The 21961-nt window shown below is 70.5% G+C and carries 16 protein-coding genes; 7 read left to right on the forward strand and 9 right to left on the reverse strand.

Annotated elements, in window-relative coordinates; all coding sequences use genetic code 11:
* Positions 1-6: 6 nt before the first annotated feature.
* Positions 7-1440, reverse strand: coding sequence for an L-fucose/L-arabinose isomerase family protein (locus HII36_RS00245; RefSeq protein WP_173520941.1), 1434 nt, complete (start codon positions 1438-1440; stop codon positions 7-9).
* A gap of 199 nt (positions 1441-1639) precedes the next feature.
* On the opposite strand from HII36_RS00245, the gene HII36_RS00250 reads away from it, so the two are divergent.
* Positions 1640-5188 (forward strand): BTAD domain-containing putative transcriptional regulator, encoded by a 3549-nt coding sequence (locus tag HII36_RS00250; protein WP_173520942.1) that lies wholly within the window; start codon positions 1640-1642, stop codon positions 5186-5188.
* A 205-nt stretch (positions 5189-5393) separates the two neighbouring features.
* On the opposite strand, the gene HII36_RS00255 is transcribed toward HII36_RS00250, so the two are convergent.
* The 7 genes from HII36_RS00255 to HII36_RS00285 all read right to left on the reverse strand — a co-directional run bounded on the left by HII36_RS00255 (position 5394) and on the right by HII36_RS00285 (position 12817).
* On the reverse strand, positions 5394-6215 hold the full coding sequence (locus tag HII36_RS00255) for a hypothetical protein (RefSeq protein ID WP_173520943.1): 822 nt from the start codon (positions 6213-6215) through the stop codon (positions 5394-5396).
* A gap of 61 nt (positions 6216-6276) precedes the next feature.
* Positions 6277-7308 (reverse strand): LacI family DNA-binding transcriptional regulator, encoded by a 1032-nt coding sequence (locus tag HII36_RS00260; protein WP_328807531.1) that lies wholly within the window; start codon positions 7306-7308, stop codon positions 6277-6279.
* A 25-nt stretch (positions 7309-7333) separates the two neighbouring features.
* Positions 7334-8416, reverse strand: a complete 1083-nt coding sequence (locus HII36_RS00265; protein WP_173520945.1) for a glycoside hydrolase family 172 protein — start codon at positions 8414-8416, stop codon at positions 7334-7336.
* A gap of 12 nt (positions 8417-8428) precedes the next feature.
* The gene (locus HII36_RS00270; protein ID WP_173520946.1) at positions 8429-9229 is read right to left on the reverse strand and encodes a carbohydrate ABC transporter permease; all 801 of its coding nucleotides are present in this window, start codon (positions 9227-9229) and stop codon (positions 8429-8431) included.
* Positions 9219-10169, reverse strand: coding sequence for a carbohydrate ABC transporter permease (locus tag HII36_RS00275; RefSeq protein WP_173520947.1), 951 nt, complete (start codon positions 10167-10169; stop codon positions 9219-9221). Before HII36_RS00275 ends, HII36_RS00270 begins: the two co-directional genes overlap by 11 nt.
* A 39-nt stretch (positions 10170-10208) precedes the next feature.
* Positions 10209-11564, reverse strand: a complete 1356-nt coding sequence (locus tag HII36_RS00280) for an ABC transporter substrate-binding protein (protein ID WP_173520948.1) — start codon at positions 11562-11564, stop codon at positions 10209-10211.
* Positions 11565-11812: 248 nt separating this feature from the next.
* A complete protein-coding gene (locus tag HII36_RS00285) occupies positions 11813-12817 on the reverse strand; it encodes a LacI family DNA-binding transcriptional regulator (protein ID WP_173520949.1) in 1005 nt (334 codons plus the stop codon).
* A gap of 138 nt (positions 12818-12955) precedes the next feature.
* Here HII36_RS00285 and HII36_RS00290 point away from each other — a divergent pair, with 138 nt between their 5' ends.
* The 6 genes from HII36_RS00290 (at position 12956) to HII36_RS00315 (ending at position 21381) form a co-directional block, all read left to right on the forward strand.
* Positions 12956-14293 (forward strand): ABC transporter substrate-binding protein, encoded by a 1338-nt coding sequence (locus tag HII36_RS00290; protein ID WP_173520950.1) that lies wholly within the window; start codon positions 12956-12958, stop codon positions 14291-14293.
* Positions 14293-15210, forward strand: coding sequence for a carbohydrate ABC transporter permease (locus HII36_RS00295; RefSeq protein WP_173520951.1), 918 nt, complete (start codon positions 14293-14295; stop codon positions 15208-15210). Before HII36_RS00290 ends, HII36_RS00295 begins: the two co-directional genes overlap by 1 nt.
* Positions 15207-16016 carry a carbohydrate ABC transporter permease gene (locus HII36_RS00300; protein WP_173520952.1) on the forward strand — a complete coding sequence of 270 codons (810 nt, stop codon included), beginning with the start codon at positions 15207-15209 and terminating at the stop codon, positions 16014-16016. The genes HII36_RS00295 and HII36_RS00300 overlap by 4 nt, the downstream gene beginning before the upstream one ends.
* Before the next feature lie 3 nt (positions 16017-16019).
* Positions 16020-18218: a family 43 glycosylhydrolase gene (locus HII36_RS00305; RefSeq protein ID WP_173520953.1), complete on the forward strand. Its 2199-nt coding sequence runs from the start codon at positions 16020-16022 to the stop codon at positions 18216-18218.
* Positions 18219-18221: 3 nt separating this feature from the next.
* Complete coding sequence (gene arfA / locus HII36_RS00310; RefSeq protein WP_173520954.1) at positions 18222-19679, forward strand: arabinosylfuranosidase ArfA; 1458 nt, start codon at positions 18222-18224, stop codon at positions 19677-19679.
* 175 nt (positions 19680-19854) lie between these two features.
* Positions 19855-21381, forward strand: a complete 1527-nt coding sequence (locus tag HII36_RS00315; protein WP_173520955.1) for an MFS transporter — start codon at positions 19855-19857, stop codon at positions 21379-21381.
* Here HII36_RS00315 and HII36_RS00320 read toward each other — a convergent pair.
* Positions 21378-21914: a TetR/AcrR family transcriptional regulator gene (locus tag HII36_RS00320; protein ID WP_173520956.1), complete on the reverse strand. Its 537-nt coding sequence runs from the start codon at positions 21912-21914 to the stop codon at positions 21378-21380. The two genes, HII36_RS00315 and HII36_RS00320, sit on opposite strands and share 4 nt — an antisense overlap.
* Positions 21915-21961: the final 47 nt, after the last annotated feature.

Genomic DNA, 21961 nt, shown 5'->3' on the forward strand with positions numbered 1-21961 from the left:
ACCGACCTAAGCCGCATCGCCACTCCCCTTCAGATCGCCGAACGCCTCGAACTCCACGCCGAGCTGGCGGCAGACGCCTTCGAGCTCGGCCACGTAGTCACCGGGGACCGCGTGGATGTGGTTGGAACCGAACCTGGACAGGAACTCGGCCGCGGGCACGTGCAGCCTGGTGAACGCGTGCGGCCACTCGAACGTGGACTGCCTGGCCATCGCCTCGTTGGTGGCGTCGTCGTACAGCTCGAAGTCGCCGCGCATGACGTGCATGCGGTACGCGCCGTCCCTGCGGGTGAGCCGGGCGAAGGTGGCCGAACCTGGCGCGGCCAGGTGGTGCACGCTGGCGCCGCCGGCCGGGAAGAAGAAGACCTCCGGGTAGAAGTGGGTCTTGGCCAGGTTCTCGGCCGGGTCGTCGGAGCGGGCCGCGTACCAGGTGGCGTGCTGGCCGGAGTTGGCCAGGTCCCAGACGTCCTTGTCGGCGTGGTAGTGCCGGACGTCGGCGAACAGCACCGGGTCGCCGCTGATCAGCTTGAGCAGCTGCATGGTCAGCGCGCCATCCATGTCGGCCTCGGTGGCGCAGACGTGCGTCTCCTTCGGGCCCTCCCAGTCGTAGGGGTCGTTCAGGAACGCCTCTGCCACGTCCATGGTGCAGAAGTGGGTGGTCAGCTCGGGCTGGCCCTTGATGCCGGAGAAGTCCAGGTTCCACTCGTCGATGAGCTCGCGCATCGCGTAGTAGGTGCGGATCTGCCGCTCGAACAGCTCGGGCGTGAGCTGCTTGCCGTCGTAGTGCACGTTGCTGGTGCGCTCCAGCCACTGGCGGGCCTCGGTGACGCGGGCCTGCGAGGCGTTCTCACTGCGCCGGACGATCTCCCACTGGTCGATCTCCTCGACGTCCACGCCGAACGTCCGCATCCACTGGTCGGCGTTGGCGACCGCGGTGTACATGCCCATCGGCCGGCCTCCGATGCGGCCGAAGGTGGAACCCCGCAGCCCGCGCACCGCCTGCGCGGCCCTGACCTCGGTCAGCACCCGGCTCTTGACCGCCGGGTCGGCGATGTCGCCCCACGCCCGCGCGTGCACCCGGCCGATCTGGTCGAGCGCGCCCGCGCCCGCCAGCATGCCGACCATGCCGGGCTGTGCCGGGTCGATGTTGGCCATCAGCAGCAACGGGCCCGCCGTGGCCTCCGCGGCCAGCATCGTGAAGTGCGGGAACGCCCAGACCGCGTAGTTGAAGATGGTCAGGTCGGGGCGCTGGTCGGCCAGCCAGCGGGCCTGGGAGGTGGCCAGCGCGTTCGTCCACACGATCTCCGGGGCCACGATCACCTCGTGACCCTCCTTGCGCAACGCCTCGGCCAGCTCGGTGGAGGCGTTGGTGATGTGGTCAACGAGGTCGCGGGCGACGAAGTCGCGGCCGTCAGAGAGGTTCAGCAGTCCGATGCGTGCCACGGTGGGCGTACCTCCGGTGAGTAGAAGTTGGGAAATCGTTTGCTAGAAATCGATTTCCCGCCACGCTAAATCGCGCCGGAGGCACTGTCAACGGCGGCCAGGATCACAGAAACACAACGGTGAATCGATTTCTCAGGCCAGGATGCGACGAAAGCCGATCACTCTGCCCGGAGCCGGACGTATACGGCACACTGACCTGGTGCGTGTGTTGCTGCTTGGTCCTTTCGAGCTGCTGGGCGACGACGACCGGCCGATCCCGATGGCCGGCGGCCGGTTGCGGGCCCTGGTGGCCAGGCTGGCGATGGAGCCGGGCCGGACGGTGCCCGCCGACGTCCTCACCACCGCCATCTGGGACGACCGCCCGCCGGCGGGCGGCGCCAACGCGTTGCAGGCGCTGGTGTCACGGGTGCGCCGGGCCGTCGGAGGCGCGTTGCTGGAAGGGCGTCCTGGCGGGTACCGGCTGGCGGTGTCGCCGTCCGACGTGGACGCCGTCAGGTTCGAGCAGCTGGCCGCGGCCGGACGGGAACGCGGCGACCTGGCGATGTTGCGCGAGGCCGAGTCGCTGTGGCGCGGCCCGGCGCTGAGCGACCTGCTGGAACTGCGCTTCGCCGCCGACGCGGCGGTGCGGCTGGAGCGGCTGCGGCTGTCGGCCGCCGAGGAACGGCTGGCGCTCGAACTGGCCGCGGGCGCGGACGTGCTCGACGAGCTGCGCCCGCTGGCCGCCGCGCACCCCCTGGCGGAACGGCTACAGGGGCTGCTGATCCGGGCCCTGTACGCGGCCGGGCAGCAGGCCGAGGCACTGGCCGCCTACGAGCGGACCCGCGCGCGGCTGGCCGACGAGCTGGGCATCGACCCCTCACCCGAGCTGGCGGAACTCCGCCTGGCGATACTCAGGCAGAGGCCGGAGCTGACCGCAGGGCGGCGGACGAACCGGACGAACCTGCGCGCCCAGCTCACCAGCTTCGTCGGCCGCGAGGACGACCTGGCCAGGCTGGCCGCGGCCGTCGGCGAGTCCAGGCTGGTCACCGTCATCGGGCCGGGCGGCGCGGGCAAGACCAGGCTGGCCGCAGAGGCCGCGGCCCAGCAGCAGGCGGACGGCGGCGTCTGGCTGGTGGAGCTGGGCGGCGTGACCGACCCGTTCGACGTGGCCTCCGCCGTGCTGCGGGCGATCGGAACCAGGGAGGTGGGGCTGCTGGAGCAGACGTCCCACGACGTGTTCCGGCGGCTGTGCGAGTTTTTCGGCGCGGAGCGGGCGCTGCTGGTCCTGGACAACTGCGAGCATCTGGTCGACGCCGTCGCCGAGCTGGTCGAAGGGCTGCTCGGCGCGTGCCCCGAGCTGCGCGTGCTGGCCACCAGCAGGGAATCGCTGGGCGTCGGCGGTGAGCGGCTCTACCCGCTCACCCCGCTGGGCCTGCCGGAACAGGCCGCCGGCGACCCGGCCCGCTACCCGGCCGTGCGGCTGTTCGCCGAGCGGGCCGCCGCCGTGCGTCCCGACTTCGTGCTCGACGGCTCGAACGCGGCGACGGTGGCCGAGATCTGCCGCAGGCTCGACGGCCTGCCGCTGGCGATCGAACTGGCCGCGGCCAGGATGCGGGCGCTGAGCGCCGAGCAGATCGCCGCCAAGCTGGACGACCGGTTCACCCTGCTCACCAGCGGCAGCCGGACCGCGCTGCCCAGGCACCGCACGCTGCGCGCGGTCATCGAGTGGAGCTGGGCGCTGCTGTCGGAGCCCGAGCGGGAGCTGGCGATGCGGCTCGCGGTGTTCCCCGGCGGCGTCACGCTGGACGCCGTCGTGGGCGACGTCGACGTGCTGGCCGGGCTGGTGGACAAGTCGCTGGTCGAACGGGTCGGCGAGCGGTACCGCATGCTGGAGACGATCCGCTCGTACGCGGTGGAGCGGCTGGCGGAGACCGGCAGGGAGGCGGCCGAGCGGGCCGCGCACGCGCGCTACTTCCTGCGGCTCACCGCCGACTGCGACGCCGCGCTGCGCACCGCCGACCAGCTCACCGTGCTGGCCCGGCTGTCGGCCGAGCACGACAACGTGCTGGCCGCGCTCAGGTTCGCGGTCGACGGCGGCGACCTCGATCTCGGCGCCGGGATCGTGGCGTCGATGTTCTGGTTCTGGCATCTGCGTGGCGCGCAGACCGAGCGGCTGCACTGGACGCGGGCCGTGCTCGCCCTGCCCGGCGAGCCGTCGCCGGAGCTGCGGGCCGTCGTGCTGGTGCTGCGCGGCCTGCTGCGTTACCAGGACGGGGATGCGGCGGGCGGTGAACGCGCCGTGGCGGCCGGCGTCGAGCTGAGCACGCGGCCGGACGCCTCCGGCGATGCGGCGCGGCCGGAGCCCACGCTGCTGCTGGTCGCCCCCACGTTCCTGGCCGGGCCTGCCGCTGCCGAGGTGGCGCGGCGGCGGGAGCGTGCGTCTGGGTGGGAGCGCGGCATGACGCTGCTGCTCACCGCGGACGGCGGTGGGAGCGGTGGCGGGGACGACGGCGGTCCGGACAGCGGTGGGGGCGATGGCGGCCCGGACGGTGGCGGCGCGGACGGTGGCGGCGCGGACGGTGGCGGCGCGGACGGTGGCGGCGCGGGCGGCGCGTTGGAACGGCTCGAAGCGGCCAGGGTCGAGTTCGAGCGGCTGGGCGAACGCTTCGGCCTGGCCTCGACGCTGCGGATCCTGGCCGAGCACCACGCCCGCCGCGGCGACACGCGGGCCGCGGTGGCCGCGCTCACCCAGGCCGCGACCCCGATCGCGGAACTGGGCGTGGCCGCCGACGGGGCGGAGGTCCACGCCGAGCTGGCCATGACGCTGACCAGGAACGGCGAACTCGACCTGGCCAGGACGGCGCTGGAACGGGCCTGGGAGCACGCCGAGGAGACCAGGGAGGCCCGCACGACCGCGTACGTCAGGCTGGCGCACAGCGAATACCTGATCAGGCGGGGTGAGGCCGAGGCGGCCCGGCGCGAGCTCGCCCTGGCCGAATCCGGTTTCGCCGGGTCGGAGCTGGCGGGCAGGATCCGGGTCTGGTGCGCCGCACTCCTGGCACTGCTCGCACTCCTGGACGACGACCCACCCACCGCCCACCGCCTGCTCGACACAGCACTCCCACCCAGCCAGACCGAGCCGGCACCGGCGGCCCCGACCGGGATGCCGCCGGAAAACCGGACCAGGGAGCCGCTGGAAGACCCTGCCGGGGAGCCGGCAGCCCACGCGGCCGGGCCGGCACCGGCGAACCCGACCAGGGAGCCGACAGCCGACTCGACCGGACTGGCACCGGCGAACCCGACCGGGATGCCGCCGGAAGACCCGGCCAGGGAGCCGACAGCCGACGCGGCCGGGCTGACACCGGCGAACCCAACCAGGGAGCCAGCAGCCGACTCGACCGGGCTGACACCGACAGACCCGACGGGGATGCCGGCAGCGGGCCCGGCTGGGGTGCCGGTCGACCCGACGGAGGTGCCGGTCGACCCGGCTGGGGTGCCGGTGGCGGATCTGGCGATGCTCGCTCGGCTGCGTGCCGCCGCGGCCGTCGCGGACGGGGCCGCCGAGCGGGCGGCGTACCTGGTGGGCGTGGCGGCCGCGCTGCTGGGCACCGACGACCGCCGCGGCTACGACGGCCCGCTGCGCACGGCCGAACGCGCCAAGGAGCTGCTCGGCGAGGCCGCCTTCCAGGCCGCCTACGACAGGGGCGCCGCGCTCTCGCCCGGCGCCGCCACCAAGGCCGTGGCGGACGGCGGTTCAGCACGCCGGTGACCAAGTGGCGGACGGCGCCTCAGCGCGCCAGTGACCAGGCGGCGACTCAGCGCGCCAGCGACCAGATGGCGGGCGGCGGCTCAGCGCGCCAGCGAACAGATGGCGGGCGGCGGTTCAGTGCGCCGGTGACCAAGTGGCGGACGGCGCCTCAGCACCGCAGTTACCAGGTGGCGGCTCAACGCGCCGGCGACCAGGTCGTGGCGCCTCAGCGCGCCAGTGACCAGGTGGCGCCGTCGGTCGGGTTGCGGTTCTCCGCGGCCGAGCCGAGCACGTCCGTGATGTCGACCACGTCGCCCGCCGGCGGCGGCGTGATCGACACCTTCGTGCCCCAGCCGTCGTACCGGGTGTCGACGACGTCGTGGACCGTGTGCTCGACCCACTTGCCCTTGTCGTCGGGCCACGTGTCCACGTACGTGAAATCCGTGATCAGGCGGACGGGCAGCTGCCGCGCGTCCAGGAAGAGCCGGTAGGAGAACGTCACCCGCTTGCTATCGCCGACCGAGGCGTCCCCGGAACGCTTCCCAGGGACGAACACGCCCCGGTACTCCGAGCCCTTGACCGTGGCCGCCTTCGCGACCAGCGTCCGCAGGATCTTCGGGTCGAAGACGTCGAGGGGCTGGTAGCCCCGCCAGCCGTTGTTCCAGGTGCTGCCGTCGCCGAAGCGGACCCAGGTCGGCCAGGCCGGCATGGTTCCCCACTCGAAGCCGAGCACGTAGGTGTAGCGGCCGACTTTGACGGTCCGGGTGGTCTCCGCGACCCCGTCGGTCGTCCAGCGCGAGGTGAGGTCGAAGCCGTCCGCGCGGGAGGCGCTGAACCCGATCTTCCCGGTGGTCCTGGTCACGCCCGGTGGGAGGCGGTCGACGGTGGTCTTGATCGTCTCGTCCACCAGGACGCCGCGACCGGGCACGAACTGTTCCCGCAGGACGCCGGCCGGGTCCTGAGCCGTCGCCGCCAGGACGGGCGGGCCGCCGACGGTGCAGAGCCCGACGGCCATGGCGAGAACGATGGCGAGACGACGACGTTTCATCAGACCTCCATCCGAGTCACGTGCGGAAGGAATCCTGCCGTCACGGGATCACGGAGTGATCTCACTTCCTCCTGGTGCTCTCCCGTGGATGCAGCTCGGTCTGCAGGACCATGCGGGTGGTCGGCCGGTTCGGGTTGTCGATGCGGTCGGCCAGCAGCTGGGCGGCGGCCCGGCCCAGCTCGTACGTCGGCTGGCTGACGTAGCTCAGCGACGGCCGGAACAGCCGCGCCCACGGGATGTCGTCGAAGCCGATCACGCCCACCTGGTCGGGCACGGTCACCTCGCGCTCGGTCAGGCATTCCACCGCGCCCACCGTCATCAGGTTGTTGGCCACGAAGACCGCGTCGAAGTCGACGCCCTCGTCGAGCAGCGAGGCCATCGCGGAGTAGCCGCCGTCCTCGCGGAAGTCGGCGTGCCTGATCAGCGCCCGGTCCTGCGGCACGCCGAACGACTTCAGCGCCCGCTGGTAGCCGCGCAGCCGCTCCATGGCGGTGGACATGCGGCGCGGTCCTGTGATGCAGGCGATCCTGCGGTAGCCGGAGTCGAGCAGGTGGGTGGTGGCCTGTTCGGCGCCCTTCTCGTTGTCCACCAGCACGGCGTCCACGTCGGTGTCGGCGAGCTCGCGGTCGATGGTCACCACCGCGGTGCCCGCCGCCACCAGGGCGCTGATGTCGGTGGCGTCGTCGGCGGGCGAGATGATGATCCCGGCCATGTTGTCGGCCAGGGCGACCGCGATGTACTCGGCCTCCCTCGCCCGATTCTCGTCGGTGTTGCAGAGCACGACGGAGTAGCCGAACTGCCTGCCGCCGTCCTCCACCCCGCGGACGAGCGAGGTGAAGAACGGGTTGCCGACGTCGGAGACGAGGACCGCCCAGAGCGTGGTCTGCCTGCGTCTGAGGTTGCGTGCCACGCCGTTGGGCCGGTAGCCGAGCTCGACGACCGCCGCGTGCACGCGGGCGGCCAGCTCGGGGTTGACCGTGGCGCGGCCGTTGAGCACGCGAGAGACGGTCGCGGCGGAGACACCCGCGTGCCGCGCGACATCCTGGATCTTGAGCAACCTCGTCCCATCTGAATGGCAGGGAGATCTCGGCAAGAGTCTAGACCCCGCCGGAAATCGATTACTGGCGGGGCGGGAACGGCAGTCGTTCCTCGACCGGCGCCAGGCCGAACGGCTTGTGCGGCAGCGTCTGGTACCAGTAGGCGACCGAAGAGAAGTCGTCGGAGCGCTTGTTGGCGTGCCCGTGCTCGATCGTCACCCTGATCGACTCGTCGAAGGTGATCGGGTCCTCCACGTGGAAGCGGTACAGGGAGATCTCGCCGCTCCAGTTGTCGCCGCCGGGCATGGTGATGCCGTGGTACGGCGCGTGGTAGGCCTGCGTGGGGCACCAGGCGGTGTTGAAGTAGTCCTCGGTGCCGGTGCCGTGCAGCGACGGCGGGAACGGCTCGCCGTCGATGAAGATCATGTCGTCGCCCTCGCCGTACCAGTTCCAGTCGCTGGTCTCGCGCAGGTTGCGGATGTTGAGCACGCAGCCGACGTAGTGGCCGCGGCCCTCGGCGTCGAGGATGACGTAGTTGCCGTCGCCGGTGTCGTTGATGCCCTCGACCTGGTACTCGCGGTTGCTCTGCGCGCCCTGCTCGACGCCGTCGGTGGGCAGCTCGCGGTGCCACTGGGCGTGGAAGTAGCCCAGGTCGTCGGCGGCGGAGTCGAACAGCTCGTAGTCGATGTAGTAGTAGAAGAAGACGGGCTCCTGCGACAGCTCGCTGATCAGCTCGACCTTGGCCCGGCTCGCGAACGGCATGTGGAACCAGGAGTTGAAGCTCTTGCCGTCCTGCGGGCTCATCTGCAGCGGCGCGGAGACGAAGTTGGTCGTCTTGGCGTGGCCCATGCCGAAGAAGTCGCCCAGCGGCACCAGCACGCTCGGGTGCTCGGAGTCGTCCCAGGTGATCTTCAGGACGAGCCTGCGCAGGTAGTCGACGTCCACCGCGTCGGGTACGTCCTTGAGCGGCAGCGCGACCGTGCACCAGATGTGGTTGATCGAGCCGGGGCCCTCGATGTCGGCGAGGGTCACGGTGGTGCCCGCCTCGACGGTCAGCCGGTCCTCGTTGCCGCCGCTGCGGTCGTAGCTGGAGGCCCGGCGCCGCTTGCTCGCCCGCAGCCGGGGCAGGTCGCGCAGGCTGCTGCCGTGGTTGCCGTACGTCATGCGATGAGATCCTTACTTCAGTCCGGAGGTCTTGATCGCCTCGACCAGGCGGCGCTGGCCGATCACGAAGGCGATCAGGGTGGGCACGGCCGCGATCACGGTCGCGGCCAGGACGTAGTTCCAGGCCGAGCCGTACTGGCCCTGGAGTGTGGCGATGCCGACCTGCACCATGCGCAGCTCGGGGTCGCGGGTGGCGGTCAGCGGCCACAGGAACGCGTTCCAGTTGGCCAGGAAGAACAGCACGGCCAGCGAGGCGAGCACCGGACGGCTGACCGGCACGATCACCTGCCACCAGCGCCGGAAGTATCCGCACCCGTCCAGGTCGGAGGCCTCTTCCAGCTCCCGGGGGATGTTCAGGTAGTACTGGCGGAGCAGGAAGATCCCGAAGGCGTGGAAGATCGCCGGCAGGATCAGCCCCGCGTACGTGTCGAGCAGCCCCAGCTCCTTGACCACCAGGAAGAGCGGCACCAGGATCACCGGCAACGACACCAGCAGCGTCGACACGATGGTCCCGAAGATCACCTGACGGCCCGGGAAGCGCAGCCTGGCCAGCGCGTACGCCGCCATCGAGTGCAGCACCAGCGCGACCACCGTGACGATCACGGAGACGATCGCGCTGTTCAGCATGTACTTGCCGATCGGGATCTCGGTCAGCGCGTAGATCAGGTTGTCCAGGGTCAGCTCGCTGGGCAGCTCGGCGCGGAAGATCTCGTCCTTCGGCTTCAGCACCGTGACGAGCATCCACAGCAGCGGCGCCACGGTGACGGCCGCCAGCACGTAGCCCGTGATCGCACGAAGGTGCTTACCTGCCATCGAACCGGCCTCCCTTCGTGAAACCGAACATGATCCCGGTCGCCACGACCAGGAAGCCGACGACGGCCGTGGTCAGCGCGGCCGCGTAACCGTAGTTGTTCATGGTGAAGGCCTGCTGGTAGATGTAGAAGACCACGCTGGACGTGCTGCCCGCCGGGCCGCCCTTGGTCAGCACGTACACCAGGTCGAAGGCCTGCAGGCCGGTCACCGCGCCCACGGTCGAGTTCACCAGCACGAAGAAGCTGGTCGGCCGCAGCAGCGGCCAGGTGATGTGCCTGAACCGCTCCCACGGGCCGGCCCCGTCGATCTGGGCGGCCTCGTCGTACTCCTTCGGGATGTCCTTGAGCCCGCCGAGCAGGATCAGCATCTGGTAGCCCATCAGGAACCAGACGCTGATCACGACCAGCGCCCCGAGCGCCAGCGCCGGGTTGCCCAGGAACGACACGTCGCCGAGGCCGAAGGGCCGCAGCAGCGCCGGCACCGCCCCCTGCTTGTCGACCAGCAGGAACTGCCAGACGACCCCGACCACGACCAGGCTGATGACGTGCGGCAGGAAGAACAGCGTGCGCACCAGGCCGACGCCGGGGAAGTGGTCGCGGACCAGCAGGGCGAGCCCGAGGCTGACCACGAACCCGATCGGCACGAAGGTCACCATGTAGGTGATGGTCACCTTCACGCTCTGCCAGAGCTGGGTGTCGGCGGCCATGAGCCGGAAGTTGTCCAGGCCCACGAAGGTGTAGCCGCCGAACCCGTCCGCCTTGAACAACGAGATGCCGACGGCCAGCACCATGGGGAGTCCGACGAAGATCAGCAGGCCGAGCAGGTCGGGCAGCACGAAGGCGTAGCCGGCGATCGCCTCACGCCGCTTGCGGCTGAGTGCGCGCGGCGGCACACCGGGCCGCTGCCTCACCGTCCTGCCTGACTCCACCATTGTGGCCATGCTTGTCGCCTTTCTTCACGGGGTGAGCTGGTCGGGGGACTACAGCATGGCTGCGCCCTGGTAGCCCTTCAGGAAGACGTCGATCTTGGCCGCCGCGTCGGCCGCGGCCTTCATCGGGTCGGTTCCGCCGAGCTGCGCCGCCTGGATGGCGTCGGAGATGGCCTTGTACACCTCGGGGGTGTAGCGCGGCTCGCCCCTGCTGCCCGGGACGACCTGCTCCAGGAAGACCTTGAGCGCCGGATTGTCGAACGCGCCGGCCGCCTTGGCCGCCTCCTGCACGGACTTGCGGGCCGGCAGGTTCGTCTTGACGACGGTGTTCCACTGCCTGCCGCGCTCGATGCCGTCCTTGTCCATCGAGCCGAGCGCCCAGGCGATGAACTTGCCCGCCGCGTCGGGGTTGGCGCCCTTGGCGTTGGCCACGAACGCCCAGCCGCCCACGTCCGTGGTGTACGTGCCGCCGTCGGGCACGGGCAGCGGGAAGACGCCGTACTTGTAGTCCTTCAGGTCGGTGGCCATCTGGGACACCGACCAGATGCCGCTCTGCTGCATGCCGGCGAAGCCCGCGCCCAGGTTGGCCGGCAGGTTGCCGGCGCCGTCGCCCTGCGGCTTGCGCGGCGCGACCTTGGTGTTGACCGCGTCCTGCCAGAGCTTGAGCGCCGCGTGCACGGCCGGGGAGTTGAACCCGGCGTTGCCGTTCTCCGGCACCGCCGCGCCGCCGCCCATCCACATGAACGGGTACCAGGTGAAGTTCTGGTAGTAGCCGGGGATGGTCTCGAACAGCAGGCCGAAGCGGTCCTTGGTGGTCAGCTTGCCGGCGACGTCGAGCATCTGGTCCCAGGTCTTGGGGATGTCGGCCTCGGACAGCTTGGCCTTCTCGAACGCCTCGACGCTGTAGTACATGGCCAGCGGCTCGGCCTCCATCGGCAGGCCGTAGACCTTGTCGTTGACCTTGCGGGTGCCGATGACGCCGGGCTCGAAGTCGGCCAGCGCCTCGGGCTTGAGGTGCGGGGTGAGGTCGGCGAGCACCCCGCCGTTGTGGTAGCGCAGGAAGTCGCCGGGGCTGAGCAGGAAGATGTCCGGCCCCTGGCCTGCGGAGAACGCGGTCTGCAGCGCGGTGCCCGCCAGGTACTCTGACACCGGCAGGTAGTGCAGCTTGATTTTGACTTCGTTGTTGGCGTTCCAGGCCGCCACCATGTCGGTGAACCACTTGCTCTGTGCGTCACCGTTGGGGTTGGGGCCGTAGAAGTTCCAGAAGACGAGTTCCTTGGCGTTTCCGGACTTCCCGCCGCTGCCGCCGCCGCAGGCGGACAGCAGTGGGGCCGCCATGGCCGTCCCTAACATGACCGCGCCGCCACGCAGCAACGATCGGCGAGTCACCCTCTCGAAGGTCGACATTTCCATCCTCCTGATGTTGAGGGCCTCGAGGCGAGCAATCGATTTCTCAGAAATGTAGGAGCCGCTCGCCGAGCCGTCAAGGACTGGCAGTCACGGCTGTATAACCTCTCGGCACACAGGCCGGTGACGTCCGTGATCCGCCGGGAGCTGGGGCGGCGTCGCGGCTTGCGGATTCGCCGTCGTCAGGGAATCGATTTCAGAGGTGAGCGCCCCTCATCCTGTTCCGAGCGGCGGCCCGCTCGCCGGAGTCAGGAGCAGGTGCTCTCGCGGGGCGTCAGGTGATGCGGCACGCGGACCTCGCACGGCTTGACGTCCGCGCCGTCGAGCCGAGCGGCGAGCAGGTCGACCGCGGACTCGGCGATGAGCGCCTTGTCCGGCGCGACCGTGGACAGCGTCGGGGTGACGAACCGCCCGTCCTCTATGTCGTCGAAGCCCATCAGCATGACGTCGTCGGGCACCCGGAAGCCGCGTGACAGCAGCGTGCGCAGCGCGCCGAGGGCGAGCGCGTCGTTGAAGCAGAAGACGGCGTCGGGCCGGGACTCCAGCAGTTCCGCCATGGCCGCCGCGCCCCCGGACCGGTGCCAGACCGGCACGTACGAGATCAGCGACGGGTCCTCCCGCAGCCCGCACTGGGCCAGCGCCTGCTTGTAGCCCTTCAGCCGGAGCCTGGCGGTGGCGCCGGACAGCGCGCGCTGGGCGCCGAGCGCGGCGATGCGCGTGCGGCCGAGCCCGGCCAGGTGGAGCGTGGCCGCGCGGGCGGCCGCCACGTTGTCGATGCCGACGTGGTCGTACGGCGAACGCCCGGTCCCGATCCGCTCGCCGAGCAGCACCATCGGCGTGCGGTCGGCCCGGTCGGCCAGGTCGCGGCTGGTCAGCGCGAGCGGGCTGAACAGCAACCCGTCGATCAGATGGGCCCTGATGCCGGCCACCACCAGCCGCTCCTTGTCGCGGTCGCCCCTGGTCTGGTCGATGAGCACGGTCCAGCCCCGCTGGTCGGCGGCCGAGATCACGTGGGTGGCCAGCTCGGCGAAGTACGGGTTGTCCAGATGCGGCACGGCCAGCGCGACCACGCCGGACCGGCCGGCCCGCAGGCTGCGCGCGGACAGGTTGGGCCGGTAGGACAGCTCGGAGATCGCCGCCTCGACGCGCGCCCGGGTCTCCGGGCTCACGTGGGGATAGTCGTTGACCACGTTGGACACGGTCTTGATCGACACCCCGGCCCGCTCAGCGACGTCCTTCAGCCTCGGCCGCACTCCAGGCCCTCCTTCTGCCACGCAAACCCTACCGGGTCTGGTTTCCAACGCTGTAACGAACTTGCGCGTACCTGTTTACATCGTTGATTCCAACGATGTAAAAACCAACACAACCCCACATGGACAGGAGTGAATCTGATGTCCAAGAACACCCCTTCTCTCAGCCGCCGAGATATCCTCGGGCTCGGCCTCGGCACCCTCGTCCTGGCCGGCTGCGGAGGTGGCGGCGGCCCCCGGCAGAGCGCGGCCCCGACCGGCGCGCAGGCCACCGCGGCGCCCACGTCCTACACCGGCCCCGCGGTCTCGCTGGCCTTCTGGAACGGCTTCACCGGCGGCGACGGCCCGTTCATGAAGAAGCTCGTCGAGCAGTTCAACGGCGAGCACCCGAACATCAAGATCACCATGAACGTCTACCAGTGGACGGACTACTACGCCAAGGTCCCCGCCGCCGTCTCCGCAGGTCAAGGCCCCGACCTCGGCATGATGCACGTCGACAGCGTGGCGACCAACGCCGCGCGCAACGTCGTGCTCCCCCTGGACGACGTGGCCAAGGCGCTCAACCTGACCGAGGCCGACTTCTCCCCGCCCGTCTGGCAGGCCGGGGTGTACAAGGGCACCCGCTACGCGATCCCGCTGGACGTGCACCCGCTGGGCATGTTCTACAACAAGAGCGTCCTGTCCAAGGCCGGGCTCGACCCGGACAACCCGCCCAAGACCGGCGAGGAGTACCTGGCCGCGCTGGAGACGCTGAAGAAGGGCGGCGTCCAGGGGCACTGGGCCACGCCGTTCCCGTTCACCGGCAGCCTGCAGTTCGGCAGCCTGCTGCACCAGCACGGCGGCCAGCTGTTCGCCGACGACGCCAGCGTGTCGCGCTTCCACGAGGAGCCCGGCGTGGCCGCGCTGACCTGGCTGGTCGAGCTGATCGAAAAGGGTTACAGCCCGAAGAACGTGGGCCAGGACGCCGACCTCATCGCGCTGCAGAACGGCAAGAACGCCTTCAACTGGAACGGCATCTGGTGCATCAACACCCTCAACGGCATCGACGGCCTGGAGTGGGGCGTGGCGCCGCTCCCTCAGATCGGCTCGAAGCCGGCCGCCTGGGCAGGTTCGCACCAGTTCGTGGTGTTCAAGCAGCGCGCGGCCGACCAGAACAAGCTGACCGCGGCCAAGGTGTTCATCAACTGGATCAGCAACCACTCGCTCGAATGGGCCAAGGCGGGCCAGGTGCCGGCCCGCAAGTCGATCCGTGACGGCGCGGAGTTCCAGGCGCTGAAGGAGCAGGCGGCCATCGGCGCCCAGATCGACGACCTGTACTTCCCGCCGTCCGTGGCCGGGATCGGCGACGCCACGGCCGCGATCGACCAGGCGATCAACGCGGCGATCCTGCTCAAGAAGAGCCCGAAGGACGCGCTCACCGAGGCCGCGGCCAAGGCGGACAAGATTCTTGAGCAGAACCGGAAGAAGTACGGCGCCTGATGGTCACGGTCACCGCCAAGGCCGCCGCGCCCGCGACCGCCGCGCGGACCGTGCCGCGTTCAGGACGGCTCACGCCGTATCTCTTCCTGGCTCCCTACCTGGTGCTGTTCTGCGTGTTCGTGCTGGCCCCGGCCCTGTTCGGCCTCTACGTGAGCCTGCACGACTGGGACTTCCTGCTCGACGGCAAGCCGTTCGTGGGCCTGGACAACTACACCGCGCTGTTCGACGGGAACTCGGCGGTGTACGCGGACTTCTGGATGTCGATGCGGGCGACCGGCATCTTCACCCTGTTCAGCGTGCCGTTCCTGGTGGTGCTGCCGCTCGGCGTGGCGCTGCTGCTCAACCGGCGCTTCCGGGGCAGGACGTTCTTCCGCGGGCTGTTCTTCGCGCCGTACGTGCTGGGCGTGGCCGTGGTCTGCCTGATGTGGCGGCTGCTGCTCGACCCGCACCTGGGCCTGATCGACTGGCTGCTCGGCAAGCCCATCGCGTGGACCACCTCGGTGCCGGCCGGCTGGGTCGCCCTGGTCGGCGTCACCGTCTGGTGGACGCTCGGCTTCAACGGCGTGATCTACCTGGCCGGGCTGCAGGACATCCCGCGCGAACTGTACGACGCCGCCAAGGTGGACGGCGCCGGCAGGTGGGCCGAGTTCAGGCACGTCACGCTGCCCGGGCTGCGGCCGGTGGCCCTGTTCGTGGTGACGACCACGATCCTGGCCTCGGCCAACATGTTCGGGCAGTCGTACCTGCTGACCAAGGGCGCGCCTGGCGGCGAGACCAGGACGGCGATCATGTACATCCTCGACCAGGGCCTGGCCCAGTACAAGATGGGCAGCGCCTCGGCCATGAGCTACGTGCTCACGCTCGTCCTGATCCTGGTCAGCGTGGCCAACTTCCGGCTGTTCAGGGGGCGCTCATGAAGCGCTACACGGCGCTGGCCGCGCTCGCGGTGATCTTCATCGGGCCGCTGCTGTGGGCGCTCGGCACGTCGTTCAAGAGCCGGACCGAGGCCACCAGGGTGCCGCCCACGCTGCTGCCCGCCCGGCCGACCACCGACGCCTACGCCACCGTCTTCGAGGGGACCACCGAGACGCCGGTGCTGCGCTGGTTCGTCAACAGCCTGGTCGCGGCCACCGCGCACATGGTGCTGGTGCTGGTGGTGTCGTCGCTGGCGGCGTACGCGCTGGCCAGGCTGGAGTTCCGGGGCAAGCGGCTGCTGTTCGCGCTCATCGTGGGCACGCTGCTGGTGCCGGGATTCGTCTTCCTCATCCCGCAGTTCCTGATCATCGATCAGCTCGGCTGGCTGGACAGCCTGACCGCGCTCATCGTGCCCGGCGCGGCAGGCGCGTTCGGGGTGTTCTTCCTGCGGCAGTTCTTCCTCGGCCTGCCGTCGGAACTGGACGAGGCGGCGCTGCTCGAAGGGGCCAACCACTGGCACATCTTCTGGCGCATCACGCTGCCGCTGTCGAAGCCGGCTCTCGCCACGCTGGCCGTGCTGAGCTTCCTGGCCAACTGGAACGACTTCATCTGGCCCATTTTCGTGATCTTCAGCCCCGACTACTTCACGCTCCCGCCAGGACTGTCGGTGCTCCAGGGCGCCTACACCATCGACTACCCGGTGATCATGGCGGGCGCGGTGCTGGCCAGTGTGCCGGTGCTGATCCTGTTCGGGCTGACCCAGCGCTACGTCATCGAAGGCATCTCACGCAGCGGACTGAAAGGCTGACCCATGCGCATCGCAGTGGTCGCGTCACTGCTCCTGTCCCTGACGGCGATCCCCGGCGCCGCCGCGGTCGCGGGCGCGTCGCCGCCGGTGACCAACCCGGTGTCGGCGGACTTCGCCGACACCTTCGCCGACCCGGCCGTGATCCGCGGACACGACGGCTACTGGTACTCCTACGGCACCTCCGACCCGCTGCGCGAGGGCGAGGGACGGCATCATCGGCTGCCCGTCGCGCGCTCGTCCGACCTGGTCGAGTGGACCTACGTCGGCGACGCGTTCGGCGAGGACAACCTGCCGCCGTACGCGGCGCCGGGCGCGCTGCTGTGGGCGCCGGACATCCGGTACCTGGACGGCAGGTACGTCATGTACTTCACCGTCTCCAACACCGCGAGCACCCCCCACCAGTGGGACTTCTCGATCGGGGTCGCCACGGCTCCCACGCCGACCGGGCCGTGGACGCACCAGGCCGAGCCGGTGGTCGCGCCGCGGCCGTCGGGTGACTCGTACTGGAACACGATCGACCCGTCGCAGTTCACCGACGTGGACGGCCGCAAATACCTCTACTTCGGCGGATTTTTCGGTGGATTGTGGGTCAGTGAGCTGACCGCGGACGGGCTCCGCACGGTCGGGCAGCCCCAGCAGGTGGCCATCGACAACAAGTTCGAGGGCTCCTACGTGGTGCGCAAGGACGGCTACTACTACCTGCTGGCCTCCTCCGCGAACTGCTGCGCCGGCCCGACCACCGGCTACTCCGTGCTGGCCGGCCGCGCCACCGGCCCGCGCGGCCCGTTCGTGGACCGCGAGGGGCAGCCGCTGCTCGCCTCCCGCGCCGGCGGTACCCCGGTCGTCGCGCAGAACGGCAACCGCTGGATCGGTGTCGGGCACCACGCCCAGCTCACCGACCTGTCCGGCCAGGACTGGATGCTCTACCACGGGATCGACAGGAACGACCCGTTCCTGGACGAGCCGTACGGGATCAACGAGCGGCCGATGCTGCTCGACCGGCTGGACTGGATCGACGGCTGGCCGGTGGTGCGGGCCGGGGCCGGGCCTTCCGAGCAGTCGTCTGCGCGGCCGGTCACGCGCGGGCGGCTCGACGAGCGTTTCTCCGGCGACCTGTCGGGCTGGCGCGACACCGCCGGGTGGGAGGTGCGTGACGGCGTCGTCCGGCACGCGGGCGCGTCGAGCGCGGCACTGACCGCCAGGCGGGGCGTCGGCGGCGACCTCCGCGTCGAGACCGACCTGCGCCTGCCCGAGCCCGGCCAGGCGAGCGCCGGCGTCAGGATCGGACGGGCGAGCGTGCTCGTCGGCACGACCGGCGTGACGATCAGCGCCGGCGACGCGACCCGCACCGCGGCACTCCCCGGCGGCGCGGCGACCTGGCGCAACCTCGCCGTCACCGTCAAGGGCCGGACGATCACCGCCGAGCTCACCTCGGCCCGCCTCGGCGACCCGCAGGCCATCGTCACGCTCGACTCCCCAGCGCCCGTGTCGGGCCCGCTCGCCCTGGTCGCCACCGGCACGGCCGAGTTCGACAACGTCAGCGCGGCCAGGCTGCACCGCCCCGTCACCCGTCCCGCGCCTGAGCCCCGCCCGGGACGGCTGATCGCCGCCGACGAGTTCGACACCCTGGACGACCCCGCCTGGCAGTGGGTGCGCCAGGACCAGAACGCCAAGGCCGTCGACGGCGTGCTGCGCTGGCCGGTGCAGAACGCCGACCTGGTCGGCACCGGCAACCAGGCGAGCGTGCTGCTGCGCGACGCGCCGCGCGGCGACTACGTCGTCGAGACCAAGGTCACGCTCGACCTGGGCGAGGACGCCATCCGCAACTACCAGCAGGCCGGGCTCATCGCCTACGCCTCCGACGACGACTTCGCCCGGCTCTGCCAGGTCGCCATCTGGAACACCCGCCAGGTGGAGTACGGCAGGGAACTGCGTTTCGCCGACCGGCTGTCGTTCGGCGGCAACATCGTCGGCCCGCCGGCCAGGACCACCTGGCTGCGTCTCGCCCACCGGGTGGACCCGGTCGACGGGGAACACGAGTTCCGCGCCGGATCGAGCCGCGACGGCAAGACGTGGACCTGGGGCGGCGTCTGGACCTTCCCCGCCGGCAGCGACCCGCGCATCGGCCTGGTCGCGCACGGCGGCGCGCAGCCGCAGGTCAACGCCGATTTCGACTACGTACGCATCTACCGAGGAGCCTAGAACGTGCCGCAAGCACACCTGACCCTGGATCCCGCCTTCTCGATCGCCCCGGTGAACCGCAGGCTGTTCGGCTCGTTCGTCGAGCACATGGGCCGCTGCGTGTACACCGGCATCTACGAGCCCGGGCACCCGGCCACGGACGCCGACGGCTTCCGCACCGACGTGCTGGAGCTGGCCCGCGAGATGGGCGTGACCACCGTCCGCTACCCCGGTGGCAACTTCGTCTCCGGCTACCGCTGGGAGGACGGCGTCGGCCCCGACCGGCCCACCAGGCTCGACCTGGCCTGGCGACAGATCGAGACGAACGCGTTCGGCCTGAACGAGTTCATGGCCTGGACCAAGGCCGCCGGAGTCGAGCCGATGATGGCCGTCAACCTGGGCACCCGCGGCCTCCAGGAGGCCTGTGACCTGCTCGAATACGCCAACCACCCGGGCGGCACCCACTGGTCGGACCTGCGGGTCAAGCACGGTGTGGCCGAGCCGCACGACATCAGGCTGTGGTGCCTGGGCAACGAGATGGACGGCCCCTGGCAGATCGGCCACAAGACCGCGGCCGAGTACGGACGGCTGGCCAACGAGACCGCCAAGGCCATGCGCCTGGTGGACCCGCGGATCGAGCTGGTGCTGTGCGGCAGCTCCAACAGCGGGATGCCGACGTTCGGCGCCTGGGAGGCGACCGTACTGGAACACGCCTACGACGCGGTGGACTACCTGTCGCTGCACGCGTACTACGAGGAGAACGGCGACCTGCCCGGATTCCTGTGCAGCGCGGTGGACATGGACCGGTTCATCTCCGACGTGGTCTCCACGGCCGACCACGTGGCCGCCAAGCTCAGGAAACGCAAGAAGATCAACCTGTCCTTCGACGAGTGGAACGTCTGGAACTTCTCCCGCTTCCAGGGCATCGAGCACGAGCCGTTCAGGCACGCGCCCGAGCTGATCGAGGACACGTTCACGGCGGCGGACGCGGTCGTGGTAGGCGACTTCCTGATCACCCTGCTCCGGCACGCGGACCGGGTCAGCATCGCCTGCCAGGCGCAGCTCGCCAACATCATCGCGCCCATCCGCACCGAGCCGGGCGGCCGGGCGTGGCGCCAGACGATCTTCCACCCGTTCGCGCTGACCGCCAGGCACGCGCGTGGCACCGTCCTGCGCGTCGAGCCCACCGGCCCGATGCTGGAGACGTCCAGGTACGGCGAGGCGCCCGCGCTGTCGGCGGTCGCCACGACGGACGGCGACTCGCTCACCCTGCTGGCCGTGAACCGCTCACCTGACCAGGCACTCGACCTCACCGCCAGAATCCCGGGCACCGGCGGGCCGCTGACCGGCCAGGTCATCGCGGCCGGCGACGACCCGCACCGCACGGAGGCGGCACCGCGCCCGCTGGCGGTCGAACTGCACGGCGACACGCTCCACACCCGCCTGCCCGCCGCCTCCTGGGCCATCATCACCCGCTCCTGATCCCCGGACCCCCTCACCGGCCCTGGCCGCCACCCCCGGCGACCAGGGCCTTTTTCATGCACACGATCCCCCGCTCATCTTGTCCAAACAAGTGTCACAAACATTTGTTTTGAACAGTCGTCCCAAACATGTGTATGGTCGGCGTCATGGCACAAGCGAATGAGAGAGGTCGCGCATGAAAGCCGGACGCAAGCAGTGGATCGGGCTGGCCGTCCTGGTCCTGCCCGTACTCCTGATCTCCGTCGACCTGCACGTGTTGTCCTACGCGCTGCCGTTCATCAGCGCCGATCTGGCGCCCAGCGGCGCCCAGCTGCTGTGGATCATCGACATCTACCCGTTCATGCTGGCCGGGCTGTTGCTGCCGATGGGCACGCTGGGCGATCGGATCGGCCGGCGACGCCTGCTGATGGCCGGCGCGGCGGCGTTCGGCGCGGCCTCCGCGGTGGCCGCCTTCTCCCCCAGCGCGGACCTGCTCATCGCCACACGGGCCCTGCTCGGCGTGGGCGGCGCCACGCTGATGCCCTCGACGTTGTCGCTGATCCGCAACATGTTCCACGACGACGGCCAGCGCCGGACCGCCATCGCCATCTGGACCGGCGCGTTCGCCGGCGGCGCCATGCTGGGCCCGCTGATGGGCGGCGCGCTGCTGGAGCACTTCTGGTGGGGTTCGGTGTTCCTGGTGAACCTGCCGGTGATGGCATTGCTGCTGGTCCTGGCGCCGCTGCTGCTCCCCGAATCGCGTGACCCGCGCCAGAGCCGGTTCGACCTGCTCAGCGTGGCCCTGTCGCTGGGCGCGATCCTGCCCACGATCTACGGGATCCAGCACCTCGCCCAGGACGGCCTCGGCTGGCCGCCGGCGATGGCCATCGTGATCGGCCTCGCCCTGGGCGTCGCCTTCGTCCGCCGTCAGCGGGCGCTGGCCGATCCGATGCTGGACGTGCGCCTGTTCGGCAGCCGCGCCTTCACCGCCGCCATCAGCGCCAACACCCTCGGCGTCTTCGCCATGGTCGGCTCCAGCCTCTTCACCACCCAGTACCTGCAGATGGTGATGGGCGCCCGGCCGCTCATCGCCGGCCTGTACGCGCTGCCCTCCGCCGGGACGGCGATGCTCGCCGCCGGGCTGGCCCCGGTCCTGGTCCGCAGGATCCGTCCCGGGCTGGTGGTCTGCGTGGGGCTGCTCGTCGGCGCCGCCGGGTTCGCGCTGCTGTCCGGCCTGGACGTGACCGGTCAGTCCGGACTGCTGATCGCCGGGATCATGCTGATGGCCGGTGGCGTCACCCTGGTGCTGACCGTGTCGTCCGATCTGATCATCGCCACCGCCCCGCCGGAGCGTTCCGGCTCGGTCGCCGGGTTGTCGCAGGTGGCCACCGAGTTCGGCGGCGCGCTCGGCATCTCACTGCTGGGCAGCATCGGCACCGCCGTCTACCGGTCGCACCTCGGCGACACCGGAGCCCCGGCGGCGGCGCTGGACACCCTCGGCGGCGCCCTCGAATCCGCCAGGCACCTGGCCGGACCCGCGGGCGGCGAACTGGCCGCCGCCGCACGCGCGGCCTTCACCCAAGGCCAGCACTACGCCATGCTCGCCGCCGCCGTGGGCCTGTTCCTGATGGCACTGCTCGCGCCGGTCATGCTGCGTTCCGTACGACGCGCGAGCCCGCCGCAGCCCCGTCCCGACCACTCAGGACGGCACGCGATGCGTTAGCCGCCGGCCGCCACGGCCACCGACCTGATGCCCGCGGCCAGCTCATGAGCCGTCGGCGCGTTGTCAGGGTCGATCTGCCAGCGCACCAGCAGCCCGATGAACAGCGTCAACAGCACCTGCGCGCCCGCCTCGTCCTGGTGCGGCAGTCGCTGGGCCAGCTCACGCCTGGCCAGCGCCTGCCCTTCGGCCAGGCGGGCGCGCACCTCGGGCAGATGGGGCGCCTGCGCCAGCGTCTCGACGTTGGCGCGCCACGCCGTCGGCTTGGCCCGGAAGGACTCGATCAGTTCCCCCCAGAACGCCTCGAACCACTCCTTGGAGTCGTCGGGGAAGGCCTTCAGCACCTCCGCCACCGCCTCCCCGGTCACCTCGATCATCGCCTGGGTGAGCAGGGCGTCCTTGGAGCGGTAGTGATAGTTGATCGCGGCGAGGTTGCTGCCGGAGACGGCGACGATGTCCCTGACCGTCGTGCGGGCATACCCGCGCTCGGACAGGCACTGCTTGGCCGCGGCGAGCAAATCCTCAGGAACTCCCACGCGGGCGATCCTACCAGCGCCGCAAACAATCGTTTCAAACGCCTGCT

The sequence above is a fragment of the Nonomuraea antri genome (genome assembly GCF_013283785.1).
GTDB classification, from domain to species: domain Bacteria; phylum Actinomycetota; class Actinomycetes; order Streptosporangiales; family Streptosporangiaceae; genus Nonomuraea; species Nonomuraea antri.